This is a genomic window from Phocaeicola faecalis (assembly GCF_021730445.1).
GTDB classification, from domain to species: domain Bacteria; phylum Bacteroidota; class Bacteroidia; order Bacteroidales; family Bacteroidaceae; genus Phocaeicola; species Phocaeicola faecalis.
The window spans coordinates 273,856-295,514 of record NZ_JADNRM010000001.1 but is presented as its reverse complement, the minus strand read 5'-3'; the positions used below and the strand labels follow the sequence as shown (position 1 = coordinate 295,514).

Sequence of the window (21,659 nt, the reverse complement as noted above, 5' to 3'; positions counted from 1 at the left end):
AAATAATCAGCTCTTTATTTGGTAAAGTGAGATTAATAGGTTACGTTTGTTTTAACACTAATCATAATGAGGATGAAAATAGTGTTTCTACATATTATATGTCTATTGTTACTTGCTTTCAGCAGTCCACTATACGCCCAAGTGGAGATAGCGGGAAAGGTGCTTGACAGACAAGGGCATGGCGTTTCTGATGTAAACATCACAGTAGTGCAGAGCTTTGACAGGCCCGTACTTATGGGCTATGCACTGAGCAATAAACAAGGGGAGTATATTTTGAAGGTAAGCTCGGCAGCAGACAGCCTTAACATCATCATCCGGGGGTTTAATGTTTCCACCGTCTATCGAAAAGTACCCAATGTTTCCGGGCGACAAGACTTTAGAATAGAAGAAAAACCTATAGAAATAAAGGAAGTTATTGTGAAGGGGCGGCAGATTTGGCAGCAAAAGGATACGGTCAATTATCTGGTGAGTTCCTTCAAGGACAAGAATGACACCAGTATCGGTGATGTGCTGAAGAAGATGCCGGGTATTCAGGTGGACAAGGTCGGCAGGATTTCTTACATGGGAGTGCCCATTAATAAGTTCTACATTGAGGGAATGGACCTGATGAAGGACCGCTATGGCATTGCTACCAATAATCTTTCTCCCGATGACATTGCCACCGTGCAGTTATTGGAGCGACACCAGCCCATCAAGGCTCTGAAAGAGTTGAGGCACTCCGACCAGGCTGCCATCAATTTGAAAATGAAAGAGGGTGCTAAGGGAGTATGGGCTTTGTCGGCGCTGTTGGGAGCTGGGGCGGATTTCGCGCCTCATGTTAAAGGAGAAGGGGAACTGACGGGCTTTTATTTTACTCGGAAAAGGCAGCACTTGGCTGTTGGAAAGTCCAACAATACAGGAAAGGACTTGGAAGCGGAAGTAAAAGGCATGAATAGAAACGAAGACGAAAGCATTTGGACCGATGTGATTTGGCCGTCACCTCCACCCATTGACAAGTCTCTCTACCACGACAACGAGACTTATCTGTTGACCACCAATAACCGATTTAAGAATAAAAAGGAACAGGAATGGTCGGTAGATGCATATTATCTTAATGACTGCGATAACCGGTATGGGAATTCTGTCACTTCTTACTTGTTGCCGGATGGCACGCAGAATGTGATTACGGAAGCCATTTCAGCCGGAATGGACAAAGACAGGCTGACAGTGAACGGTAACATGATGATGAACCGTGAAGATACTTATCTAAATGCGACAGTGGAAGGCGAGGCTGAATGGAGACATACATTGGGAAAGGTGTCTAATGGTAACATGATAGACCAATGGGCCACAAATAAACGGCTGAAGGCTGCCGGAAAAATCAATTGGATTACAAAGAATGACCGAAATCGCGGATGGGAGGTGAATTCATCTTTCAATATTCAAAATACTCCTCAAAGTCTGTTGGTACAGCCTTGTCTGTTCGGAGAAATTTTGGAGAAGGACGGCCTGGAAAGTATGGGGCAGCAGGTAGAGTTGACGACTGTCGGCAATCGGAACAACCTTTCCCGCTTGTCTGCCTTGAAGTGGGGAGGCTTCTCCGTGACTCCTTCTTTGTTTACGGACATCAAGATTATGCATCTGTCCAGCCGGTTTTATGGCTTGGATGGTTCGGGATATGAAAGGACTGCGGCAGGTATGGAGAACGATGCAGACTATCGGAACCTGAAGGCTGGAGGATTGTTGATGTTCCACTACACAAAGGAAAACCTTTCGTTTTACGCCAATCTGCCGTTGGCTTTCCGAAACAACAGGTTGAAACAGCCTATGGAAGGAGGAACAATAGACAAGAACGGAATCGTATTCGAACCTTCTGCATCGCTGACTTTGGATAAAATGCGCTGGAAGTTCCGTTTGGGCTATTCTCAATACAGCGATGTGCCTGACATGCAGCAATTGTATAGTGGATATATATTGAGTAACTACCGTAATATCGAATGCTACAGCCCCGACATCAGTAACAGTCGGACGCATCTGTCCAACCTGAGTATCGGATACAAGGACGTCTTCAGCATGTTGTTTGCCGATGTGAATTTGCTCTATATCCGTTCAATAAGCGATATACTTTATGGACAGAGTTTTGACGGAGAGTTGTCGCGTACCATTAGCCGCCATGTGCACCATCACGGAGACATTTATCGGGTCAAAACAAATGTCGGCAAAGGACTGGACTGGAAAAAGACAGTACTGAAACTGCAAGGAATGTGGCAGAAGAGAAGTTTTGTGCGGCTCCGTCAGGATGAGATGGTAACTAACCTTAGTCATGAGGTCGCCTTATCGGGGAGCCTGCACACCGAACCATTTGATTTTGTACATTTGGACTGGGAAGGAATGTGGGAGACAGGGAAAAGCCGCATCAAGGGAGGCGAGAAGTTTTCAGCTGTCTCTAGTTTGTCCAACCGGGTAGGAATCGACCTCATGCTGCCTCAAGACATCGGAATCAGTATGTCTTATTATAACTATTACACGGATGCCGGAGAGGGAGGGCAGTCGTTTTCAATCTTGAATGCCGGCTTACAGTATACTTGGAAGAACATACGGTTCTATCTGCAGTGGGACAATATTCTGGATTTGCAATCGTATACGTATTTTCGTTTGAGCGGCCTCGACCGCTATTGTTCCAGTTACAGGATACGTCCCTCAACCATTCTATTCAAAGTAAGATTTAAAGTTCTATAACAGTTAAAACTCATAGTCATGAACAGATTTAGACTTTTTTTTGTACTTCTATGCTGGTGTGCCATCAGCATGCAGGCACAACTGTGTCCGTTTACACGTATCCTTGATAAATATAGCGTCATAGACACATGTCGCTATAAAGTATATTACGAGTTCCGTATGGCTCCCACTACAGACGAAAACGGTATTGCACACGATGTTCATTTGTTGGAAATAGGGGAGAAGTGTACTCGTTGTCACAGCTATCTGCTCTATCAAGGCGACTCGCTTTACACGGAATGTGAGAAGCAGGGACTGTCAAGCCGCTCTCTCAACCAATATGTTTGGCCGGTGGAAACGCGGATGGACTTTGACAAGCAGGAGACCACTTTTCTGTTCAGGCCTTTTCTGCATGACATGGTGTTGAAATATACCGAACCGACAGAGCGTATAGACTGGCAGATTCTGACTGAGACAGACTCGGTAGCAGGATATCTGTGCCAGCTGGCGGTGTGCCAGTTCAGGGGAAGGGACTATCGGGCATGGTTTTCTGCTGAATTGCCGTTTAACGTAGGACCGTATAAATTTTACGGACTGCCCGGACTGATACTGAAAATGGAAGATAGTGAACAGATTTTTCAATGGGACTGTCGACGGATAGAGAAAGCAAAATCAGGAGAAACCATTCGGAGTTATGAGGGGAAATACCAGGATTCTTCTCGGAAAAAGGTGGATGAGACAGTCAGTCGGATATATAGTGCTCCTTACAAGTTTGCAGCTTCGTTAGGAATTAAAATCAGGATGAAAACTAAAAGCAGAGGATGGACAGACTCCGAGAATGTGAAGTTTTCTATGCCTTATAAGCCTATTGAAAAAACAACTAATCTGTGATTGCCATGAAAAAACAATTCCTTTTCTTTATTTTGCTGTCTGGGTTTCTGCTGAATGCTTTTGCCCAAGAAAAAAGCATGAATCTTATTTCCTTTAATCGTATTGTGTCGCTGAAAGGTAAGCCGATGAATTTTAAGGGTCGGACGGCTACTAATGATAACCCGGAAACAAAACTTTTTTTTCGTCATGGAAAAATTGTACTCAAAAATAAAAATGAGGAACTAAAAGTCTTTGACGTAAAGAGCAGGAAGTTGGTTTTCAAACTGGGGACCTGGTCTCTCAGGGAGCAGGTAGACTTCTATAGTCCTCGTCTTTTTGCTCCTATAGAAGACTCTCTGCTATGTTATATTGAGGATGGAGGTATTATCTATGAGGTGAATCGTCGGGGAGTGGTGCGGAAAACCGGGCTGCGTTCTTATTCTTATGATTTTGAATTTGGTGGAAATTTGGAGAGAATCATTTCTGATTTTGTAAAAATGAAGGGCAACAGCATTCTCTTTGCAGGTTATTCCAAACGGTATGGCAAGAACCTTTTTCTGACGTGTAACGAAGAGAATAAGGTGGAAACGAAGGAGTTGGACTTTCCGCTGAATCTAGATACAAAAGCTATGGACAGCTTTGTTCCTTACCATGGAGCGTTTAGCGTGCGTCCCGACCGGAAAAGAGGAGTATACGCTTACTACTATTATCCTGTCGTCCGAATTTTAGACTTGGAAAAGGGGGGGATGAAGACAGTCAGGCAAGAGGGAAAGGGGTTTGATTTCAATACATTGGAAAAGGCGGATTGTGGTCGTTATAACGCTAATTATTGTTTGGGTTGCTATGCTGGGGAGAAATACATATATGTGCTGCAAGCTGCAGGTAGTCTGTATGACCAGTTGGACAAGGGAAGTCCGGTTTATGTGGAACAGTATGACTGGGAAGGGAATCCTATTCAAAAAATGAAATTGGACAAGGCCGGTCATGCTTTTTGTGTGGATGAAGAACATGGGAGAATTTATCTGGCAGAGCGATTCAATGCAAAAACTTCCCAAATCTTTGAATATGAATATCCGCTATGAAATAGGGAGGGGCAGACGGATAAGGCTGCCCCTATATGGATATCTTTTTTATGAGGGTGAAGACGTCAGGTGTATCATTATATGTTACTGTCTGAAATTAGCCGTGCAATACGTGTTTTGCTCTGCGAATCTTTTGTTAATAAATACACATGCTTATATGCTTCCCGGTTTAGCTCGGTAGGAGAGCCGTTGATGAGGATAATATTCCGGTCGTTGGCAAATTTCAAGATACCCGCCACATTGTTCGGATGGAGTTTCCCAATTTCATCCATCATGCAGTGCAACTTGAAATCTTTGAACTTTCGCGAAGCGCCTTCTTTGAATACATTGATTAACATGATATTAATCATAGCCTTTACCAGAATGTCCGTACCTTCCGAACCCACACTCGAAACTTTCTCTACAAATCCCGTATCATTACCATTCTCTACAATGCGGAAACGCAGTTCGAAGGAGTCATACAGTCGGATATTGTCATAACGGTAGGCATGAATTTCTTTGATAAAGTCGCGCAGCAGTTTGATGGCTTCTTCTTTTATCAAAGGTTCTTTTTCCGAAGAGAACAAGTTTGTTTCAGGGGTAAGGTCATAACCATATTCTTTGTAATATTTCTGAATATCATGGAGCACATTTACCACCCGGTTACTGCTTTCTTCCATTTTCATCTCGATGCGCTGAATGACACCAACAAAATTGCAGGTTGCAAATCCTTTATTTATTTTGCCGATGATGCTTTGTATGTCTTTTTCGGAAGAAGAGAGTGAAGTAACGTCCATACTGATACGTTTAAATGTATCCCAATGCTCATTATTGATACGGCGTACATATTCGTCAATTCTGTTTTCCTCTATGAAATCGTGCAGCTCGTCGGCAAAGCGTATATACTCCCAGTCTTCATTAAATTTAGTTTTAAACTTGAAAGTATTGTTCTCGTCAAAGTGTCCTGTAAATAAGTTTACGGCTTTACGCAGTTTGATTTGCACCTGTATGAATTGCATGTAACATTGATTCAACAGGTCTATCAATTCCATGCAACTCTTTTGTGTAATGATTGCCATAGAAGGGTCATTTCTGAAAATATCCTGATGGGATTTATACCAGTCAAAGCTTTCTATATTGGCATAGGCATCCAGATTCTGTTGCAGATGACGAATGTTCTCTTCTGCTTCCTGTAAAATCTTCTTTATTCTGTCTATCTCTTTTTGCAAGGCATCGACTTCCGTTCTCAGGGTATCCCGTTCCTTCTTTAATTGCTTTCTCAGATCTTCTTCCTGATACCTCCATGCAGGGATATGTTCAATCAAATCACGCTTGTCCTTTTGGTATTCGATAATCAGTGCCGCGTGCGTTTTGATGAAAGACAACTCCTGCTCGATTTGTTCCAGTTGGTTGGCAATGTTTTGCAAACGCTCGGTATCGGCCCCTTGGGAATGTAATTCTTTTTGCATTTCCGCTTCATGCTGCGCTTTGCTGGCATTGATGCGCTTTTGTTCTTCTTTTTCTTCTTTGCGTATATGGTCTTGCTGGATATCTTTTTCTTCAAAGAGTTGTTTTTGCAAATGCGCCCATGCTTCTTTTAAGGCATTGAGCTTGTTTGTTTTCTCTTGCCCCAAGTTATCCAGCTTTTCATTGACGGCAGCCAGCTCTAAAGCAATTTTACTTTTCTCTTCATCCAGCCGGGCTAACTTTTCATTGCGGGCGACCTCTGCCTTTTTCTTCCAGTCCTCAAGGTCGAGCATGTCTTGCTGGTATTGGCGTTCCAGTTTTTCCAATTCATATTCTAACTGGTTGATACGATTTTTCTGTTCTTTTATCAGCGGTTGGTATTTTCGCTTTATTTGCTCTTGTCCCTCCGCTTTTTCGGCTTGCAAACGTTGCATGCGGATAGAGATCTCTGCCGAACGTTGTTCTTTTTCTTCTTTTTCCCTACTATAATCATCAATAGATTTGATATGACGATCTATGACATTCAAGTCAATTTGGATGCCATAAAAAGAGTTGCCTTCCGCTTTTTGCGGCGAGAGGTTGGTTTGCCACAATATAGCTTCATCACAGAGTTTGCCGATTGTTTCTTCCCATCCTTTATGGTTTTCTTTCAACCAACCCTGCAAAGTACTCTTGCTATGGGTAAGAAACTGCTGCAATTCCTCTATGCGGACGTGCAACTGTTGCAATTCCATCTGCAACTGGGACAGTTCATCATCTATTCCTTTTTCCAACTTTTGAACTTCGTGTTCCCATTTCATCATCAAGTCTTTGATGGTGATTTGTGCCTCATTGATACGTGTCTTTCGCTCCAAGTGGGTAGAGGTGTACGACTGAATGCGCACCTTTAATTCCTCTTGTTCCTTTTCGAAGAAGATTTCTTTGCGGCACGAACGAATACGATAATCCATTTCGCCCAGCCTTGTCTGTTTTTCGGCTTTTAACGGATGCAATTTTTGTGACAGGTTTTCATACTCCTGATACAAAGCTTCCGTCTGGTTTTGGTTTTCTTTGCGGGCTTCTTCCAAACGAGCGTTGTAAACAGTATTTAATGTATCTAGCTGATGAATTTTCTCTTCGTGTATTTTATTCCACTGGTTATCCAGATTTTGAATGAGCAATTTATATTTAGAAGAGATTTCCGTATATTGCGAAGTCAATATGCGTTGTTCTTCCTGCAAACCGAGGCGTTTGTTTTTCCATTCCGTTTCTTTGGCAGAACGCTCCATCACTTCTTGTATATGATGTTCTTCATACTCCTTTTCCTTCAGAACGGCTTTCTTCAAGTCATTGCTGACGATGGTCAGTTCTTCCTGTATCTTTTCGCAACGTTGCCGTGATTCGTTTTGCAATTCCGCCTTTTGCTTTTCCTGTATTTGTATGTCATTGGTAGCTTTGTCACGCTTTTCTTTCCATTCGGGCAACACTTCGGATGCCTTCTGACGGGCAATCACCAGTTCGCGGCAATTTTGCATGATATCACTTTGCAGGCGGGTCGTTTGTTGTGATAGTTGAGTAATCTCCGTTGCCTGTTTCTGTGTCTCTTTCCTTTGAAATTCACTAATGTCCCTCAGACGCGTTTCAAAATCTTTCAGGTGCTCTTTGTAACTGTTCAGGTCGATGGAGGTTTCTTCTTCGTTTAGAGAAGAGATAATGGTTTTCTTGATAAATTCGGCATCAAGTTTTGAGTTCAGCAATACATTCTGGATGGTGCGCGGAATGTTTTGATATTGTTTGCTTTCCATCAGTGAATAACGGCGGAACTCAGTACTCGTTGCATTACCATACAGGATATTACGATATTCATCGTAAGTATAAATGATGCGCGAATACGCCACTTCATATTGGTCGAGCACAGCACGGATGCGGTCTGTGCCACTGTAAGCGGTTCGGTTCTCGTCAATAAAGAATTCTTTGCGATAGGGCGAATCTATAAAACGGTAACATACCCGGTTCATGGCTTTGAAGCTCAGGATGCAGAATGCCCCGTGCTCTGTTGCCACTTCATAAATGATATATGAGTTGGCAAAGGGGAAATAGTAGTCCGTGTAATTTTGTTTTTCAACCGGAATGCCCAGTTTTTGTGTGTCCGCATTGTAGAAAAATAAGACTGCACGCAGAATGGTACTTTTTCCTACCCCTTGTGTACCGATAAAGTGGATGTTCCCATCCAGATATATGTCGTCCGAATAAGGAATATTCGCACTGTTGATAAAGATTATTCTACTCAGGTTTCTCATCTTCAATGTCTTCAAAAATGTTGATACTATCGACTAATTTTTCCAGATAATGCCATGAAGTCAGCACTTTATAAGTGTTGGTCTTCTCATTTTCCAGTTCGATGAACGACTCTTTTACCAATAAGCGTATCATATTATCGAGCACGTCCTTACGGATATCTTTGTCCGAGAAATGTTTGCGAATGCCGTCTAACTTATTCTGTAGCAAAACATTGATGTTGGCTTCTACCAAGATCTGTTCCGGTTGGAAACGGAAGCCTGCACCGAATGTTTCATCGTAGGTCTTAAAGAAATCGAGTACATCTATCCAATAGTAGGCACGGAGTATCTTTTGTTCCAATGTGGTTTTTGATTCCGTGCGCGAGAAGTAGAAATACTCGTTTCCCCTTTCTAATGTATAGTTTATTTGTGAAAAGTATTGGTACAAAGATTCGTAGTTTTCATCAATCGTATTATACATATCACGCAGGTCGATATCCGTGCTGTTGGAACAGATAAACTGCCCTTTCTGCATGTACTCGAATATTGATGCTGTATTGTCTGGTATTTGTATATTCAAATTCATAATCTATAAAGGATATATTTTAGCATATTCATATTGTTTGTATTGTCCGAAAGCATCGCTTATTTCGAATTTGTCTTCGTAGAGCGACACTATTTGGCAGAACAATGTGGTACATTCTTTCTCGTTTACTTCACGCTGAAAGGAATAGTGTAGCAAGAAGGTAAATAAGTCTTGCGGCTGCTCCTCTTTCCATCGCGCCTCTGCACCAGCCTGTAAAAAGTTCTTAACTACTTCTTCCAAGTTTACCACTTCCTCATACATGGCTTGCGCCTCCATATCTTCCTCACTAAAAGCCCCTGCTTCATTCTTGCGAATGCGCTCACGGGTCTTCTGGTTGCTCAGGATTCTAAGGATAATGGGGCGTGCTTCATCACTTGCCAGATATTCGGGCGATAGTTTGAATGAAGTCTGTGTACTGCCTTCCAATAAAATGGAGTGTTCACTTTCCATCACTTCCGCCAGATTGCTCCGGGCACGCAGTTCAAACTGGTCTTGCAGATATTTTACTTTTCGAATCTTCTCCACCAGTATCACTTGATTCTTTATTTGGTTCAGATAGTTGATAATGTCCTGTTGCGCCCGTATAAGGCTATGGGCAGACAATTGCAGCTCCTGACGCAATTCCAGCAAGATGCGTCCCAATTCCTCATCGGTGGCCTGCTGGAAAAAAAGACGTTCTTCGTGCAGAATCAGGCGCTCGGTAGAGTCAATCAGGCTTTGTATGTTGATGCGCTTCTTATCCAGGTTTTTCAGCTTGGCGATTTTGATCTGGTACGTCGGTTCATGCTTGAAAGTGTTATCGATACTGTTCTGCAAATTCATGATATTGCGTATCGTTACGCGGGCTATTTTCTGAAACGTCAGTTTGATGTTCCTTACATAACTCTCTTTGCGCGATTGTATCTTTTCTTTCAAGTAATAATCCATCAATTCATGCAAATACTCGATGTTTTCGTCAATCGTTGCGGTATCAATTTCTTCATTAGCTTCAAGCAGCGTTTCAAAGAAATCGAGAAAACGCACGTCCAGCTCCAAGAAATTGCCATTTTGATGGATCACTTCTTTCTCAATCAATATTTTGAGACGATTTTCATCATCTTTTAATAATTCTAGGGCATCTATGTATCTGAAACTGACGGTTTTTCTCTTTTCGAACATTTCCGTTAGCAATGTTTTTGCTGTGGAAACGGTATTTATGATTTCGTAAATGGAACGGAATATATACATAAGTTTTTCTCCAAAAAAGTGCACGAAGTTATGACAAAAGGTTGAAAAAACCTAGTTTTATATGCTAAAAAGCATATTTTCCTGCATCCGGGCGGATGTTTTCTATTAAATTTTATCTACCTTTGCAGTCTGTTTAAGACTGAAATGAGATACTGAAATGCAGAATATTATTGCTATTGAGAATGGGGTTACCCGTCATCCGCTTTATCGGATGAAAGAGCCGATAAACATGACACTTGCAGAAGGTGAGCACATTGCTATTGTAGGTCCGAATGGGGCGGGAAAAAGTATATTGGTAGATACGCTGACCGGACGTTGGCCACTATTGATGAATGAAGTGAAATATGATTTCTCGCCTTCGCCCTCAAAGATGGCGTATGACAATATAAAATACATTGCCTTCCGTGATTCTTATGGTGATGCAGATGGGAACTATTATTATCAGCAGCGTTGGAATGCGCATGATTTGGATGAAACTCCTATTGTTCGCGACCTTTTGCCGGAAGCTACTAATGCCAAACTGAAAACAGCCTTGTATGATTTGTTCGGTATGGAAACGATGCTGGACAAACACATTATTCTGCTGTCGAGTGGAGAACTACGTAAATTTCAGTTGACTAAGACCTTGTTGAGTAATCCGCGTGTGCTGATAATGGATAATCCTTTCATCGGTCTCGATGCCAAGACGCGTGACCAACTCCATGCATTGCTTCGTGAACTCACACGCGTGACCGCTCTGCAAGTGATTCTGATACTTTCAAAAACAGATGATATACCTTCTTTTATTACGCATGTGATTCCGGTGGAAGATCGTTTATGCGGTGATAAAATTACGTTGGAGACTTACCTTGCCGGTTGTAGGCCTGCACCTGAGCGTGTGCTCTCGAAAGAAAAAGAAGAACGTATTTTGGCACTTCCTTATAGTGATGACCTTTATCATACCGACCATGTGGTGGACTTGAATAAGGTAAGTATTCGTTATGGTGAACGGACTATCCTGAAAGAGTTGGATTGGAGTGTGAAATGTGGTGAGAAGTGGGCGCTCAGCGGAGACAATGGATCCGGAAAATCGACATTGCTTAGTTTGGTCTGTGCCGATAATCCGCAGAGTTATGCCTGCGATATAACATTGTTCGGGCGTAAGCGCGGATCGGGAGAGAGCATTTGGGAAATAAAGAAGCACATCGGGTATGTCAGCCCGGAGATGCATCGTGCTTATTTAAAGAATCTGCCGGCCATTGATATTGTGGCAAGCGGACTGCATGACTCGGTGGGACTCTATAAGCGTCCGCGTCCTGAACAGATGGAGGTTTGTGAGTGGTGGATGGATATTTTTGGTATTGCCAATCTGAAAGAGCGTAGTTTCTTGCAGCTCTCTAGTGGAGAACAACGTCTGGTGTTATTGGCGCGTGCATTTGTTAAAGACCCGGAATTACTGATACTGGATGAACCGTTGCATGGGCTCGATTTGATAAACCGTCGTTTGGTAAAAGATATTATTGAGACTTTCTGCCAACGAAAAGATAAAACAATGATAATGGTGACACACTATCAGGAAGAGTTGCCGATGTGTATTACCAATTCATTGCATCTGACAAGAAATGAATAACTATTGAAGAAAAAGATTAACCGATACAAGCTATTGATTTATAGGACAAAAGAGGAAAACTCTTTTGTCCGCTTTAATGCTGTATTAAAGTCATTTATCAGTTCTTTGATTACTTCTTCGGCTGTTTGGAGACTATGTACAGAAGAGGCTATTTGTCCTATTTCTACTTCACCTTCGTAAATATCTCCTTCAAAAATACCTTTCTTGGCACGCCCCCTGCCCAATAATTCCCTCAATTCTTCTACAGATGCACCGCGTGTCTCTGCTTTCTCCACCTGCTTGAAGAACTCATTCTTGACGAGTCTTACCGGTGAGAGCTGTTTTAATGTGAGCTGGGTGTCACCTTCATTCAGTCTGAGGCAACGGTCCTTGAATGTGAAGTGTGCCGAACTTTCTTCTGTCAATGCAAAGCGTGTACCTATTTGGACTCCGTCGGCTCCCAGTGTCATGGCGGCCAAAATACTTTCACCGGAGCCAATGCCTCCTGCTGCCATTAGCGGAACGGTTGTAATCTTTTTTATAGCAGGAAGGAGACACAGGGTCGTGGTCTCTTCGCGACCGTTGTGACCGCCAGCTTCAAAGCCTTCGGCAACAATCGCATCTACACCTGCTTCTTCGCATTTGGCAGCAAACTTACTGCTTGCCACGACATGTGCTACCACTATGTCGTGCTGATGAAGATGCTCGGTCCAAGTCTTCGGATTTCCGGCAGAAGTAAAGACAATCTTTACGCCTTCATCGATTACGATTTGGATGATTGCATCTATCTCGGGATACATCAGCGGGATATTAACCCCAAAAGGTTTTTCGGTGGCTGCTTTACATTTCCGAATATGTTCGCGGAGCGTCTCAGGATGCATAGAGCCGGCACCAATCAATCCGAGTCCTCCTGCATTGCTTACGGCAGAGGCCAACCGCCATCCGCTACACCACACCATACCACCTTGGATAATAGGATATTTGATTCCAAAAAGGTTACAGATTTTGTTCATTGTCTTGTCATTATATAACTATTTATATTGAACAATTGAATCGGAAAAATGTTTGGGTGACTATTTGTAAAACCACGCCTTTTCTTCGTGTGGTAGTGAAAAAAAAGAAAATTCTCCGCTTTTTTACGGTTTATAGAACAGAATTGGTCTATCTTTGTTATGAGAATTAAAATTGTATTTTTATAACAATAAAAACGAATCATGTTATTACAACTACTATTTGTACTTGCCGCTATTATTGTGGGTGCCCGTTTAGGAGGTATCGGACTTGGAGTGATGGGGGGTGTGGGCCTCGCTATTTTGACTTTTGTCTTCGGACTTCAGCCTACTGCGCCTCCTATTGATGTGATGTTGATGATTGCTGCCGTTATCTCTGCCGCATCCTGTATGCAGGCGGCGGGCGGACTGGACTTTATGGTGAAATTGGCGGAACGTCTGCTGCGTCGTAATCCGGCACATGTTACTATACTGAGCCCATTGGTAACTTACTTGTTTACTTTTGTTGCGGGAACAGGACATGTGGCTTATTCCGTACTTCCCGTGATTGCCGAAGTTGCTGCCGAGACGAAAATCCGTCCCGAACGTCCTTTGGGCATTGCGGTAATCGCATCTCAACAGGCTATTACAGCGAGTCCTATTTCCGCTGCTACCGTGGCACTCCTTGGGTTGCTTACCGGTTTTGATATCACTTTGTTCGATATATTGAAAATAACCATTCCCGCTACCTTGATAGGAGTACTGGTAGGCGCTTTCGCTTCGATGAGGGTAGGTAAGGAGTTGATGGAAGATCCTGAATATCTGCGTCGTGTGGAGGAGGGACTGTTGGAGGATAAGCACGTGGAGTTGAATGACGTGAAGAATATGTTTCAGGCACGCCTTTCTGTGATTATCTTCATTGTGGCCACTTTGTTGATTGTATTGTTCGGCTCTATTCCCAGCCTTCGGCCTTCGTTTGACGGAAAAGTATTGGATATGCCTTCACTGATTGAGATTTTGATGTTGTCGGCTGCCGCACTAATTTTGATTATCTCGCGTACTGACGGTATCAAGGCAACTCAGGGAAGTGTATTTCCGGCAGGGATGCAGGCAGTGATTGCTATCTTCGGTATCGCATGGATGGGAGATACCTTTATTAATGGTAACATAACAGAACTGACAGGTTCTATTGAAGGTATTGTCCGCCAGATGCCGTGGCTTTTCGGTGTGGCATTGTTTGTAATGTCTATTTTGCTTTACAGTCAGGCGGCCACTGTACGTGCTATTGTGCCTTTGGGAATTGCTTTGGGCATTTCGCCAATGATGCTGATAGCTCTGTTTCCGGCAGTAAACGGTTATTTCTTTATTCCCAACTATCCGACTGTGATTGCCGCCATTAATTTTGACCGTACAGGAACTACCGGAATCGGTAAATGGGTGTTAAACCACTCTTTTATGATGCCGGGGCTTATAGCCACGATTGTATCGATTGTTGTCGGACTGTTACTGATACAAATATTTTAGTCTCAATATATTAATTACCTAAACTAGAAAAGATTATGAATGGATTAAGAAAACTCAGTTTGCTGGCTGTGACGTTGTTGTTCGGCGCCTTTGCAGCAGTTGCCCAAAAGCCTAATATTCATATTTTGGCAACAGGAGGAACAATTGCCGGAACCGGTGCTTCGGCTACTAATACGAATTATACAGCCGGACAAGTGGCTATCAGTACACTGCTGGATGCTGTGCCCGAAGTGAATAAGATTGCCAATGTGACCGGTGAGCAGATTGTGAAAATTGGTTCTCAGGATATGAATGACGCCGTTTGGTTGACATTGGCAAAACGTATCAATGAGTTGCTCGGCCGTGGCGATGTGGATGGTATCGTGATTACTCATGGGACAGATACAATGGAAGAAACAGCATTTTTCCTGAATCTGACTGTGAAGAGCGATAAACCGGTGGTATTGGTCGGGGCTATGCGTCCTTCTACGGCAATGAGTGCTGACGGTCCTTTGAACCTCTATAATGCGGTAGTTGCTGCTGCAGCCAAAGAATCGAAAGGGAAAGGAGTGGTGATTGCAATGAACGGCTTGATATTGGGTGCTCAGGGAGCAACTAAGATGAATACGGTAGATGTGCAGACTTTCCAGTCTCCTAATTCGGGTGCATTGGGATACATTCTCAATGGAAAGGTGTCGTATAATATGGAGTCTTTGAAACGTCATACTACCAAGTCGGAGTTTGATGTGACAAATCTTGATAAATTGCCTAAAGTGGGTATTGTTTATAGTTACTCTAATGTGGATGCCGATGTGATGACTCCGTTCCTCAATAATGGCTATCAGGGAATCGTTCATGCCGGTGTAGGCAATGGTAACATTCATCAGAATCTGTTCCCGATGTTGGAAAAAGCGCGTAAACAAGGAATCTTAGTCGTTCGTTCAAGCCGTGTTCCGACAGGGCCTACCACTCTTGATGCAGAAGTGGATGACAATAAATATCAGTTTGTGGCTTCTCAAGAACTAAATCCGCAGAAGGCACGTGTATTGTTGATGCTTGCATTGACAAAGACAAATGACTGGAAGAAGATTCAGCAATACTTCAACGAGTATTAATCGGTTTACATAGGGCAGATGCCCGATATTTTTTCCACTGTAGAGGCAGGATGCTTCTGCTCCTACAGTGGATGTTCTCATTTATTTTCAAACCCCAAACCATACTTAATTATGAAAAGGATAATGTTATTATGCCTGACGGCCATTGCCATGTCAGGCCCACACTCGCTATATGCACAATCTTCAAAAAGCGATTTCATGTCGGATAATAAAAGCCTCTTTGAGGAGGTGACCGGTATCAAAAAGAAGACCGACAAGTTCAATCTGTATCTCAATATGCATGGTGATTTCAACATGAAATGGAATGAATCCGGCTTTGACCAAGGTGCATTCGAGATGAAACAACTCCGTATTGAAATGAAAGGCAACATTAATGACTGGCTCAGTTATCGCTATCGCCAGCGACTCAACCGAGGCAACGACGGTTCGGGAAACATCGACAATGTTCCGACCAGTATCGACTATGCAGGCATCGGTGTCAAACTGGATAAGTTTTCATTCTTTGCCGGCAAGCAATGCGCTGCTTACGGAGGAATCGAGTTTGATGTAAACCCCATTGAAATCTACGAATACAGTGATATGATAGAGAACATGAATAATTTCATGACCGGTTTGAATATAGCTTATAATTATAATCCTTACCAGCAGATACAGTTTCAGGTATTGAACAGTTTGAACGGGCCTTCCAAAGAGATGTATGGCGACTTGGAACGGACAAAACTTCCGTTGGTTTACACCTTGAACTGGAATGGTAATTTCATGGATGTATTTAAAACCCGGTGGTCTGCATCTATTATGAACGAAACAAAAGGCGAGAAAATGTATTATTATGCTTTGGGTAATGAGTTCAATTTCAATCCTCAATGGCATGCTTATTTTGACTGGATGTATTCTCGTGAAGGAGTAGACCGCAAAGGTATTATTACGAGAATGATGGGCGGTGACCTCAACCACAACGTGTTTAATGCCGAATATATGTCATACGTGCTCCATGTCAACTATCGTTTTGCTCCGAAATGGAATCTGTTTGCCAAGGGTATGTATGAGACTGCTTCCGTTTACAAAAGCAGTGATGAGGTGGAAAAAGGGAAGTACCGTACGGCATGGGGGTACGTCGGTGGCATTGAATATTATCCGATGGAAACCAATTTGCATTTCTTCCTGGCTTATACCGGTCGCTCTTATCGATTTACTGACCGGGCTAAAGCGTTGGGAGAAGACAATTATTCCACTAACCGGGTTTCTGTAGGCTTTATTTGGCAGATGCCGGTATTCTAAAGCATTGTGCTGCAAAAGGGAGAAAGCATGCCAGAAGTCCGATGTAACTGTTACATTGCGTTGCTTTTGGCATGCTCTCTTTCATTTGTTATTTTTTCCCAAAGAACTTATCGATAATCAGTGCTATCGCTCCGTCGCCCGTCACATTACAAGCTGTTCCGAAACTATCCATTGCAATATAAAGCGCAATCATCAACGCCTGTTCGCTTTCACCGAAACCCAGCATAGAAGAGAGGATGCCCAGTGCAGCCATAATCGCACCACCCGGAACGCCCGGTGCGGCTACCATTGTAATGCCGAGCATAAAGATAAATCCGGCAAACATGGGAAAATCGAAAGGCATTCCCTGCATCATCATCAGCGCCAATGCGCATGCAACTATCTTCAGGGTGCTGCCCGATAAATGAATCGTGGCACAAAGCGGAATTACAAAACCGGCAATGTCTTCGCTCACACCGTTCTTGATGCTTTGCCTTAGAGTCACTGGAATAGTGGCAGCCGATGATTGTGTACCCAATGCCGTAAAATATGCCGGAAGCATTCTGCCCAACAGCCGGAACGGGTTACGACGGACAAATAATGCTGCAATAGAATATTGAAATACCAAAAGGAAAATATGCAATAGGAAGATAACCCCGATAATCTTTATGAAGACCGACAATACACTCATGACTTGTCCTGAATGTGTCATATTCAAGAAGATGCCGAAGATATAGATAGGCAGTAATGGTAGGATGATGACCTGAATGGTTTTGATGATAATATCCTTAAAGTCATTACATACATTCTTGAGTGCTGTGGTGTCCAAGTGGGCGATGCCCAGTCCCAGCGTAAAAGCAAGGATGAGTGAGGTCATGACATTCATGGCAGGCGGAATGGCTACCGTGAAAAAAGGAACGATGTCATGGGCTTCGCTTATTTGTTCGATGGAAGCTCCGGGAGTAATCATTGACGGAAAGAAGGTGATGCCTGTAAAGTAAGATAGGAAACCTGAGAATAGCGTTGCTCCGTATGCTACAAGCGTGGTAACTACCAGCATTTTCCCTGCTTCTTTGCCGATGTCGGCAATGGCGGGTGTTACCAGTCCGAGGATAATCAGCGGGATGATAAAACCCAGGAACTCGCTGAAGATTCCGTTGAAGGTCACAAAGATTCTTACCAATCCTCCGGGGAGGATATTGCCGAATGCGATACCTAGTGCAATGGCAAGGATAATACGGGGCAACAACCCTATTTTAATCTTTTTCATTATAGTGTAAGATTGATATGTTCGCAAAGATAGAATTATTGAACAAATAAATCTGCCATTTGTTAAATATAAAAAGATTAAATTATGGAAAAGGCAGATATTGGATTGATTGGACTGGGAGTAATGGGGCAGAATCTGGCTCTGAACCTGGCTGGTAAAGGATGGAAAGTAGCAGTGTGGAATCGCACGGTTCCCGGTAAAGAAGAACATATAGTTGATAATTTCATAGCTAAGCGTGCGCAAGGCAAAAACATTGTAGGTACTCAGACTTTAGAAGAGTTTGTGGATGCACTGAAGACTCCGAAAGTCGTTTTTCTCATGGTGCAGGCAGGCCCTGCGGTAGATGAACTGACAGGCAATCTGCTTCCCTTGTTACATGAAGGTGATATTATAATTGATGGCGGAAATTCTAATTTTGAGGATACGGAGCGCCGGGTGAAGGAACTGTATGAAAAAGGAATGTATTTTGTCGGTTGTGGTATTTCAGGAGGCGAAGAGGGGGCATTGCATGGTGCGTCCGTTATGCCGGGCGGAGCTCAGGAGGCATGGCCGGTGATACAACCGATGTTGAAGAGTATTGCAGCTCGTGCTGAGGATGGTACTCCATGTTGTGAATGGGTAGGCCCGGGCGGTGCCGGGCACTATGTGAAGATGGTGCACAACGGTATCGAATATGGTGATATGGAATTGATAGCAGAAACTTATTATGCACTGAAGCATCTGTTGGCACTGAAAAATGAGCAGATGGCGGATATCTTCGAACGTTGGAACCAGGGTCGTTTGAAGAGTTATCTGATTGAGATAACGGCAGCCATCCTCCGTCATAAGGAATGTGGAGGCGGTTATCTGATAGACAGTATACTGGATGCTGCCGGACAGAAAGGGACAGGGCGTTGGAGTGTTATCAATTCGCTACAACTTAATACTCCTCTTGATGTAATTGCCGAGGCTGTTTTTGCACGTAACCTATCCGCTGAAAAGAGTTTGCGTGTGTTGATGGCCAAACATTATATGCATATTGAGAATCATCCGGTGTATAATTATCAAGATACTGTTTCCGGACTGGAGGGCACTCTCTATGCGGCTCGTCTGGTAGGATATGCACAAGGGTTTGCATTGATGCGCACGGCGAGTGACACTTATAAATGGAATTTGAACCTTTCCTCCATTGCCTTGCTGTGGCGTGCCGGCTGCATTATTCGTTCTGCCTTTCTGAATGATATTGCCGAGGCTTACCGTCGTGTACCGGGATTGTCGCACCTGTTGCTTGACGAACATTTCGGTATGGAAGTGGCGGAAGCTCTTCCTATATGGAAGAAGTCGGTGGGTGTTATGCTGAAAGAAGGATTGGCTGTACCTGTGCTCTCTGCAGCATTGAATTATTTTCTAGGGCTGACCACCAATCATTCGCAAGCCAATATGATTCAGGCGATGCGTGATTATTTCGGAGCGCATACATTCGAGAGAGTGGATAGTCCGAGAGGCGAGTTCTTCCATGAACAATGGCAAGAAGATAAATAAAATAAACCGATAAAAAAGAACTGATTTATGAGTTTACCACATAGTTTGTTTTTAGTTATATTCGGCGCGTCGGGTGACCTCACCCGGCGTAAGCTGATGCCTGCCCTGGTGAAGATTCACAATGAGGGACGTTTCCCTGAACACTTTGCCATTGTGGGGTGTGCCCGCACTGCCTATTCGGATGAAACCTATCGTACTTATCTGAAAGAGGAGTTGATGAAATCTTCTTCTTTGGACGAGAAGGAGAAAGCGTCTGTGGATGATTTTCTTGCCACTGTTTATTATCAGTCGATGGATCCTGCCGATGCTTTGACTTATTCCTTGTTGAACGAACGGCTGAAAGCCCTGTCTCCCCAATATGGGAATGACGGGAATTATCTGTTCTATCTGGCCACTCCGCCGTTGCTTTACGAACTGATTCCGAAATATCTTCACGATGCCGGTATCCTTAAAAAGCCCGGACTGAAACGTATCATTGTCGAGAAGCCTTTTGGTTATGATCTTGCATCGGCACGTAAGCTGAATAAGATTTATTCCACTTACTTCAAGGAGGAGGATATCTACCGCATCGATCATTTCCTTGGGAAAGAGACGGTGCAGAATATCATGGTGACACGTTTCGGAAGTACAATCTACGAGCCTATTTGGAATCGTAACTATATTGATTATGTTGAGATAACCGCTGTCGAGAATATGGGTATCGGGACTCGTGGAGGGTATTATGACGGATCGGGTGCACTGCGCGACATGGTGCAGAACCATCTGATGCAGTTACTTGCCATTACTGCGATGGAACCGCCTGCCAAGTTTGATAAGAACGGATTCCGAAATGAGGTTATCAAGGTTTATCAATCGCTTCATCCGTTGACTGATGAGTACATTCGCGAGAATGTTGTTCGTGGACAATACATGGCCGGTGAGACACAAGTGGGTTATCGGGAAGAAAAGAATGTCAATCCCGACTCGCGCACGGATACTTATGTTGCCATGTGTCTTAAAATAGACAATTGGCGTTGGCAGGGTGTACCTTTTTATATTCGTACCGGCAAGCAGATGCCGACAAAAGTGACCGAGATTGTTGTCCACTTCAAACCTGCTCCCATGCAGATGTTTCAGATGAAGGAGGGGCTCTATCGCGGTGAAGAGCTGATTCTCCGCATCCAGCCTGATGAGGGTATCTTGCAGCGTATTGCCATGAAAGCGCCGGGCTCGGGATTCTACATGGGAACAATGGAGATGGATTATAGTTATGACCAAAACGCACAGGAGACAGGTGATGCCTATGTCCGTCTGTTGGAAGACAGTTTGGCAGGCGACCCTACCTTGTTTACCCGTTCGGATGCTGTAGAAGAGAGTTGGACGTATTTTGATAAGATTCTGGAATATTGGAAGAAATATCCGGAAACTCCTCTTTATGGTTATCCTGCCGGAACATGGGGACCGAAAGAGGCGGACGTACTCATAGAGCGCAGCCATGCCGAATGGACTAATCCTTGTAAGAATCTGACACATTCTAAACTATATTGTTTGTTATGATACCCGATAAATATTTATATATATCGCCCCGGCAGGCATCACAAACCCTCATTACTCGTATATTGGAGGCTATGGAGAAGGATTCTGAGCGTCCTTTTACCATTGCCCTTTCCGGTGGAACGACTCCGGCGGTATTGTTTGAGGTGTGGGAGAGTGAGTTTGCGGCATACACGCCGTGGACACGTCTTTATTTTTACTGGGTGGACGAGCGTTGCGTGCCGCCTGCCCATGCGCAAAGCAACTTTGGTCTTGCCAATCGTCTTTTGTTTAGTAAAATAAAACTACCTCCTTCGCATTACTATCGGATAGTGGGCGAGGGAGCTCCCGCTGAAGAAGCTATATTGTATTCTTCTTTGGTGAAGGCTACCGTGCCGACTGTAGATGAAGTACCGGTCTTTGACTTTGTATTGTTAGGAGTGGGAGAGGACGGTCATACTTCTTCTGTTTTTCCTGACCGGAAGGATTTGTTGACAGCGGCTGAACCTTATGCAGTGTCAGTCAATCCTTATAATAAAACGGTTCGTATCTGTATGACCGGAAAGCCGATGATAGAGGCAAAACATACTTGTTTCCTGGTGACGGGCGAGAGTAAGTGTAACATTCTGAAGAAAATACTCAATAAAGAACAAGAAGATATTTATCCCGCTTCTTATATATGGCATCACGCCCGGATGCCGGAACTTTATGCCTCCTTGTGATAGAAGTATTTTTCTA

General features: G+C 43.6%; 15 protein-coding genes. 10 read left to right on the top strand and 5 right to left on the bottom strand.

Translation table 11 applies throughout. The features are described 5' to 3' along the window. Window positions 1–72: 72 nt before the first annotated feature. Genes IR173_RS01245 through IR173_RS01235 form a run of 3 tightly spaced genes read left to right on the top strand, consistent with a single transcriptional unit; the run spans window position 73 to window position 4,649 of the window. Window positions 73–2,718: a TonB-dependent receptor gene (locus tag IR173_RS01245; RefSeq protein ID WP_237037888.1), complete on the top strand. Its 2,646-nt coding sequence runs from the start codon at window positions 73–75 to the stop codon at window positions 2,716–2,718. Window positions 2,719–2,736: 18 nt separating this feature from the next. Further along, window positions 2,737–3,588: a GLPGLI family protein gene (locus IR173_RS01240; protein ID WP_237037887.1), complete on the top strand. Its 852-nt coding sequence runs from the start codon at window positions 2,737–2,739 to the stop codon at window positions 3,586–3,588. A 5-nt stretch (window positions 3,589–3,593) separates the two neighbouring features. Then, window positions 3,594–4,649, top strand: coding sequence for a BF3164 family lipoprotein (locus IR173_RS01235; RefSeq protein WP_237037886.1), 1,056 nt, complete (start codon window positions 3,594–3,596; stop codon window positions 4,647–4,649). Window positions 4,650–4,726: 77 nt separating this feature from the next. Here the strand turns inward: IR173_RS01235 and IR173_RS01230 are convergent, their stop codons facing one another. Genes IR173_RS01230 through IR173_RS01220 form a run of 3 tightly spaced genes read right to left on the bottom strand, consistent with a single transcriptional unit; the run spans window position 4,727 to window position 10,166 of the window. Beyond that, window positions 4,727–8,374 carry an ATP-binding protein gene (locus IR173_RS01230; protein ID WP_237037885.1) on the bottom strand — a complete coding sequence of 1,216 codons (3,648 nt, stop codon included), beginning with the start codon at window positions 8,372–8,374 and terminating at the stop codon, window positions 4,727–4,729. Continuing rightward, window positions 8,358–8,939, bottom strand: a complete 582-nt coding sequence (locus tag IR173_RS01225; protein WP_237037884.1) for a condensin complex protein MksE — start codon at window positions 8,937–8,939, stop codon at window positions 8,358–8,360. The genes IR173_RS01230 and IR173_RS01225 overlap by 17 nt, the downstream gene beginning before the upstream one ends. Before the next feature lie 3 nt (window positions 8,940–8,942). Next, on the bottom strand, window positions 8,943–10,166 hold the full coding sequence (locus tag IR173_RS01220) for a hypothetical protein (protein WP_237037883.1): 1,224 nt from the start codon (window positions 10,164–10,166) through the stop codon (window positions 8,943–8,945). Window positions 10,167–10,323: 157 nt separating this feature from the next. Here IR173_RS01220 and IR173_RS01215 point away from each other — a divergent pair, with 157 nt between their 5' ends. After that, window positions 10,324–11,775, top strand: coding sequence for an ATP-binding cassette domain-containing protein (locus tag IR173_RS01215; protein ID WP_237037882.1), 1,452 nt, complete (start codon window positions 10,324–10,326; stop codon window positions 11,773–11,775). A gap of 38 nt (window positions 11,776–11,813) precedes the next feature. Here the strand turns inward: IR173_RS01215 and IR173_RS01210 are convergent, their stop codons facing one another. After that, the gene (locus tag IR173_RS01210) at window positions 11,814–12,767 is read right to left on the bottom strand and encodes an NAD(P)H-dependent flavin oxidoreductase (RefSeq protein WP_237037881.1); all 954 of its coding nucleotides are present in this window, start codon (window positions 12,765–12,767) and stop codon (window positions 11,814–11,816) included. 201 nt (window positions 12,768–12,968) lie between these two features. Here IR173_RS01210 and IR173_RS01205 point away from each other — a divergent pair, with 201 nt between their 5' ends. The 3 genes from IR173_RS01205 to IR173_RS01195 all read left to right on the top strand — a co-directional run bounded on the left by IR173_RS01205 (window position 12,969) and on the right by IR173_RS01195 (window position 16,639). Beyond that, on the top strand, window positions 12,969–14,267 hold the full coding sequence (locus IR173_RS01205; protein WP_237037880.1) for an anaerobic C4-dicarboxylate transporter family protein: 1,299 nt from the start codon (window positions 12,969–12,971) through the stop codon (window positions 14,265–14,267). A 35-nt stretch (window positions 14,268–14,302) separates the two neighbouring features. Beyond that, window positions 14,303–15,361 carry an L-asparaginase 2 gene (ansB, locus tag IR173_RS01200; RefSeq protein WP_237037879.1) on the top strand — a complete coding sequence of 353 codons (1,059 nt, stop codon included), beginning with the start codon at window positions 14,303–14,305 and terminating at the stop codon, window positions 15,359–15,361. Between the two features lie 111 nt (window positions 15,362–15,472). Next, a complete protein-coding gene (locus IR173_RS01195) occupies window positions 15,473–16,639 on the top strand; it encodes a porin (protein WP_237037878.1) in 1,167 nt (388 codons plus the stop codon). Between the two features lie 88 nt (window positions 16,640–16,727). On the opposite strand, the gene IR173_RS01190 is transcribed toward IR173_RS01195, so the two are convergent. After that, complete coding sequence (locus IR173_RS01190) at window positions 16,728–17,888, bottom strand: dicarboxylate/amino acid:cation symporter (RefSeq protein WP_237037877.1); 1,161 nt, start codon at window positions 17,886–17,888, stop codon at window positions 16,728–16,730. A gap of 84 nt (window positions 17,889–17,972) precedes the next feature. On the opposite strand from IR173_RS01190, the gene gnd reads away from it, so the two are divergent. Genes gnd through pgl form a run of 3 tightly spaced genes read left to right on the top strand, consistent with a single transcriptional unit; the run spans window position 17,973 to window position 21,643 of the window. Next, entirely contained in the window at window positions 17,973–19,409 is a 1,437-nt protein-coding gene (gene gnd, locus IR173_RS01185; protein WP_237037876.1) for a decarboxylating NADP(+)-dependent phosphogluconate dehydrogenase, read from the top strand. A gap of 27 nt (window positions 19,410–19,436) precedes the next feature. Further along, complete coding sequence (gene zwf / locus IR173_RS01180; protein WP_237037875.1) at window positions 19,437–20,945, top strand: glucose-6-phosphate dehydrogenase; 1,509 nt, start codon at window positions 19,437–19,439, stop codon at window positions 20,943–20,945. Further along, window positions 20,942–21,643 carry a 6-phosphogluconolactonase gene (gene pgl, locus IR173_RS01175; RefSeq protein ID WP_237037874.1) on the top strand — a complete coding sequence of 234 codons (702 nt, stop codon included), beginning with the start codon at window positions 20,942–20,944 and terminating at the stop codon, window positions 21,641–21,643. The genes zwf and pgl overlap by 4 nt, the downstream gene beginning before the upstream one ends. Window positions 21,644–21,659: the final 16 nt, after the last annotated feature.

What these genes read in the sequence shown, in the direction of transcription:
- IR173_RS01245 (WP_237037888.1), top strand. Translation starts at nt 73, where the DNA reads ATGAAAATAGTGTTTCTACATATTATATGTCTATTGTTACTTGCTTTC.
- IR173_RS01240 (WP_237037887.1), top strand. Translation starts at nt 2,737, where the DNA reads ATGAACAGATTTAGACTTTTTTTTGTACTTCTATGCTGGTGTGCCATC.
- IR173_RS01235 (WP_237037886.1), top strand. Translation starts at nt 3,594, where the DNA reads ATGAAAAAACAATTCCTTTTCTTTATTTTGCTGTCTGGGTTTCTGCTG.
- IR173_RS01230 (WP_237037885.1), bottom strand. Translation starts at nt 8,374, where the DNA reads ATGAGAAACCTGAGTAGAATAATCTTTATCAACAGTGCGAATATTCCT.
- IR173_RS01225 (WP_237037884.1), bottom strand. Translation starts at nt 8,939, where the DNA reads ATGAATTTGAATATACAAATACCAGACAATACAGCATCAATATTCGAG.
- IR173_RS01220 (WP_237037883.1), bottom strand. Translation starts at nt 10,166, where the DNA reads ATGTATATATTCCGTTCCATTTACGAAATCATAAATACCGTTTCCACA.
- IR173_RS01215 (WP_237037882.1), top strand. Translation starts at nt 10,324, where the DNA reads ATGCAGAATATTATTGCTATTGAGAATGGGGTTACCCGTCATCCGCTT.
- IR173_RS01210 (WP_237037881.1), bottom strand. Translation starts at nt 12,767, where the DNA reads ATGAACAAAATCTGTAACCTTTTTGGAATCAAATATCCTATTATCCAA.
- IR173_RS01205 (WP_237037880.1), top strand. Translation starts at nt 12,969, where the DNA reads ATGTTATTACAACTACTATTTGTACTTGCCGCTATTATTGTGGGTGCC.
- ansB (WP_237037879.1), top strand. Translation starts at nt 14,303, where the DNA reads ATGAATGGATTAAGAAAACTCAGTTTGCTGGCTGTGACGTTGTTGTTC.
- IR173_RS01195 (WP_237037878.1), top strand. Translation starts at nt 15,473, where the DNA reads ATGAAAAGGATAATGTTATTATGCCTGACGGCCATTGCCATGTCAGGC.
- IR173_RS01190 (WP_237037877.1), bottom strand. Translation starts at nt 17,888, where the DNA reads ATGAAAAAGATTAAAATAGGGTTGTTGCCCCGTATTATCCTTGCCATT.
- gnd (WP_237037876.1), top strand. Translation starts at nt 17,973, where the DNA reads ATGGAAAAGGCAGATATTGGATTGATTGGACTGGGAGTAATGGGGCAG.
- zwf (WP_237037875.1), top strand. Translation starts at nt 19,437, where the DNA reads ATGAGTTTACCACATAGTTTGTTTTTAGTTATATTCGGCGCGTCGGGT.
- pgl (WP_237037874.1), top strand. Translation starts at nt 20,942, where the DNA reads ATGATACCCGATAAATATTTATATATATCGCCCCGGCAGGCATCACAA.